This window comes from Frankia sp. RB5 (assembly GCF_059816245.1).
On the sequence record NZ_JCBATA010000130.1, the window covers coordinates 1 to 3,689 of the forward strand.

The 3,689-nt window shown below is 68.6% G+C and carries 4 protein-coding genes; 1 reads left to right on the forward strand and 3 read right to left on the reverse strand.

The genetic code is table 11. The features are described 5' to 3' along the window. Positions 1 to 102: 102 nt before the first annotated feature. On the reverse strand, positions 103 to 504 hold the full coding sequence (locus tag AC6EXY_RS33010) for a hypothetical protein (RefSeq protein ID WP_101832550.1): 402 nt from the start codon (positions 502 to 504) through the stop codon (positions 103 to 105). Then, entirely contained in the window at positions 501 to 824 is a 324-nt protein-coding gene (locus AC6EXY_RS33015) for a recombinase family protein (RefSeq protein ID WP_165818448.1), read from the reverse strand. Before AC6EXY_RS33015 ends, AC6EXY_RS33010 begins: the two co-directional genes overlap by 4 nt. A 202-nt stretch (positions 825 to 1,026) precedes the next feature. On the opposite strand from AC6EXY_RS33015, the gene AC6EXY_RS33020 reads away from it, so the two are divergent. Then, the gene (locus AC6EXY_RS33020) at positions 1,027 to 2,235 is read left to right on the forward strand and encodes a helix-turn-helix domain-containing protein (protein WP_101832548.1); all 1,209 of its coding nucleotides are present in this window, start codon (positions 1,027 to 1,029) and stop codon (positions 2,233 to 2,235) included. Between the two features lie 366 nt (positions 2,236 to 2,601). On the opposite strand, the gene tnpC is transcribed toward AC6EXY_RS33020, so the two are convergent. Beyond that, positions 2,602 to 3,600 carry an IS66 family transposase gene (gene tnpC / locus AC6EXY_RS33025; RefSeq protein WP_499842475.1) on the reverse strand — a complete coding sequence of 333 codons (999 nt, stop codon included), beginning with the start codon at positions 3,598 to 3,600 and terminating at the stop codon, positions 2,602 to 2,604. Between the last annotated feature and the right edge of the window lie 89 nt (positions 3,601 to 3,689).

Consider the following 3,689-nt stretch of genomic DNA (forward strand, 5'->3'; position numbering starts at 1 on the left):
CAGGTCAGCCACAAACCCAGATCATCCACGCCCCACAGCCACGATCAAGCAACAACCACAACGTGTCACCCCAACACAAACGCCCAGCTCAGCGGACCGCTGTCACTCACCCGTGAATGGACACCTCTCCACCTCCCTCCTCATCCCCGCCAAGGCCGCCCGCACCTGGGTCAGCTCCCGCCGGAGGGCCTGGATCTCCTGGGCGCAAGGGGCGAGATCGGCGGTGGGCAGCCAGGCGGGCCAGGGGTGGACGGAGAGCTCCTCGTGCCCGACGCCGAGGAGGTCGGCGAGGCAGCGTTGGGTGAGGCGGTCGGGGGTGACGCTGCGGTGCTCCCAGCGCCAGACCTTCTGTCGTTCGCCAGCCATGCCGACGCCGTAGGCGCGGGCCCGGGCGGCGATGAGCCGGGCCAGCTTCTGGTAGCTCCAGCCGTGGGCGGCGCGGATGCGGGCCAAGGGGTGGAGGCTGGGGTCCGGGGCGCAGGGGTGCTGTCCGGCGGGGTTCACGCGGTCACCACGACGGCCGCGCCGAGAGCGGACAGGTGGGCGACGATGGCGGTGCGGACGCTTATGGCCGGGGAGAGGTGGTCGGCGGTGGGGACGAGGACGCGGGCGCCCTCGTACGCCTTCAGCTCCCGGATGAGCACCTCCAACCCGGGCCGCAGGAGGCTGCCGGGGATGATGCGGCGGTCGACGTAGACCTCGATGAGGTGCAGGCGGTGGGCCTGGGCGTAGGTGGTGAGGTGGTCGAGGTGCTCCTCTATCTCGGTTTCGTTGGCGTCCTGCGTCGCGATGTAGCCGAAGGCTGATGGTCTGGCTCCGGTCATGCGGTTGCCGCCCCTTTCTCCGGGTGGATTTGGGGTAATCCGTCCCCGGTGGCGCGGAACACGCGCACACTGGGCCTGGACACCCGGGACAAATCCTGGGACGGGTGAATGGGTCTCGGAACGGACGCGAAATCCCACCATGGGGTTACGCACCGTAACGGCCCTGACGCTATGTCCTAGGTTTGGAGAAGGGGCGCGCCGGATGGATGAGATGGCATTGGGTACCCGGCTGGCACAGATCCGGCGGCGGCGGTCGCTGACCCAGGCTCAGCTGGCGGAAGCCGCTGGCTTGTCGGTCGATTTGGTCTGCAAACTGGAAGCAGGCGCCAAGGATGGCGTTCGCCTGGGGTCGCTGCACGCGCTGGCCCGGGCTCTGGACATCCCGACGGCGGCGCTGCTGGAGGCGCAGGAGGAGCCGGTGATGGAAGCTTCGGATCTGGCGGTCTTGCCGCTGCGCCGGATGCTGGTACCGGGAGCGACGGCCCCGACGACGGAGGCCGCCTTCTCCCTGCCGGTCTTGCGGCAGCGACTCCTAACCGTGATCCGTGCCTACCACCAGGCCCGCTACACCGAGGCGGTCACCGTGTTGCCGGAGCTGGCGGCCGACCTGGCAGGCGCTGCGGCGGCCGGGGATGACGAGACAGCCCGGGACGCCCGGCGGCTCCTCTCCCAAGCCCTGATGACCACGGCTTCCGTCCTGATGCAGCTGCGCTACGAAGACCTGGCCTGCGAGGCGGTGCGGCAGGCGGCCGACGCCGCCCGGGCGGCCGATGACCCGGTCCTGGCGGCCTCGGCTGTGGACCGCTACCGCTGGGCCTTCATCCGCCAAGGACGGTTCACCGACGCCGAAGAGGTCGCGGTACGGGCGGCCGAAGCCATCGAGCCGAAGCTGTCCTCCGCGACCCCGGCGCACCTGGCGGTGTGGGGACGGCTGCTGAAGGGGGCGTCCGCGGCGGCGGCCCGCAACAACCGCCCGGCCCGGGCCAAGGAACTGCTGTCGATCGCCCGGGCCTCGTCCGTGCGGGTGGCCGACGAGCGCTTGGACTTCGCCCGCTACTGGGCGGCCTTCTCTCCCACGAGCGTGGACGCGATGGCGGTAGAGAACGCCATGACAGCCGGGGACGCGCCCCAGGCCCTGCACCTGGCCCGAGGGATAGAGCGGGACGAGAACCTGCCCCTTGCCACTTGGACACGGCACCTCCTGGCGGTGGCTGAAGCCCGTACCGCCACCCGGGAGTACGCCGGAGCCATCCGGGCGATGCAGGACATCCGGGCCCTGACGCCGGAGTGGCTGCGGCACCAGAAGTTGGCCCACCACGTCCTGACGGATCTGTTGGACGCCACGAGCGTGCGGCGGGCGAAGAGTTCCGGGCTGGCGGAGCTGGCGGGGTGGGTGGGGGTGAGGCCGTGAGAGACGAACAAGCATGGAAATGTTCTGCTTATTATGTTACCTTAGTGCAATATGAAGCGTACGAAGAATTCAAGTAAAAATGAGCTGCTGTATCGCGTCCGGCAAGTCGGTAGCGTGATGCTGGTGTTGACGGGCATCGTTGTAGTTGCGGTGGTTAACTCAATCTTCAACTATGAAGATACCTTCCTGTGGGCGCTTGGGTTGTTTCTGATAGTCGCTGGGTGTGTAGCGGCAAGAGGTTCGGGATTGCTGCATTTCTTGCTCGACCTTGTGCGCTCAGCATAATCGTTCGCCGCGCCCTCCTTCAGCGGCAGAGATCGCGCTAGGTAACTGGTCAGGTGTCTTTTGATCGACAGTGACGGTTAGTTACGCGGTAGCAGTGAGGGTCGGGCTGGTTTCGGGCAGCCAGGGACGGCCCGCGGTGAGGCGGGCGAGGGCGTCGAGCATGCCGAGGTCGTTCTTGCGGGCTGTCGACAGGTAGCTGCGCAGCGCGCAGAAGTGCCGGGCCCCGGCGAGCGAGCGCAGGCAGCCGGAGATCTTCTGCCTCAGCTTGACCATCCGAATGTCGCGCTCCGACCCATTGTTATCGGCCGGTACGGCCAGGTCGGTGAGGAACCGCAGGTAGTCGGCCTCGCGGGAGGCGAGGCGGTGGGCGAGGTTGTTCTCGGTGCGCATCGCCTTCGTGGCGCGGGCCGCGGTCTGGCTGATCCCGGCCTGCACGGCGCTGCGCAGCCGGTGACGGCCGTCGGCGCTGGTCGCGAGGTGGACGGCACCAAGGCCGGCGGCGCGGGCGTCGGCGGCGAGTCGCTGCAGGTCGACGAGGGCCTCGATGGCCTGGGTGGCCCAGCACCAGGCCGCCGGGTCCTCCCGCTCGGCGACCGCGACCAGTTCACGGACCACGTGTGCGCAGCAGAGCTGGTGGTCGGCGCTGAGGAAGACGTCGTAGGCCGCCCAGCAGTCGTGCACGAGCGTGCCGGTGAACGCGGGCAGGACGTCGGCGGCGGTGATACCCAGCCGGCCGCGGCGCGGGTGGATCGTGACCAGGGTCAGCCTGTCCGTACGGGCGCAGTGTACCCAGTGCAGCTTCCCCTCGACCCGCAGGCCGGTCTCGTCGGCGCCGAGCACGTCGGCGCGGGTGAGCAGGTCACGCAGCAGCGGCAGGAACGCCTTTTCGAGCGTGGCGGTCGCCCGCGCCTGGATCGCGACGATCGTGCCGGCCGACAGCCGGATCCCGAACAGCTCGGACATCGCCTGCGCGGTGCGGTCCTTCGAGAGGAACTGTCCGCCGTACAGATAGAGGACCAGGGCGCGGACCTGTTCGCCGTACAGTGGCGTCCAGCCGAGTGGTGTACGAAGAGCAACGATCTAGCGACTCGCCGGAGTGGCGGTCCGTGACGTAGAGCGACCACCGCGTGATCCTTCGAGAACGTGTGAAGCACTCGAGAAGGAGCAAC

Coding starts and splice junctions, on each gene's coding strand:
- AC6EXY_RS33015 (WP_165818448.1), bottom strand. CDS start 824: ATGACCGGAGCCAGACCATCAGCCTTCGGCTACATCGCGACGCAGGAC.
- AC6EXY_RS33020 (WP_101832548.1), top strand. CDS start 1,027: ATGGATGAGATGGCATTGGGTACCCGGCTGGCACAGATCCGGCGGCGG.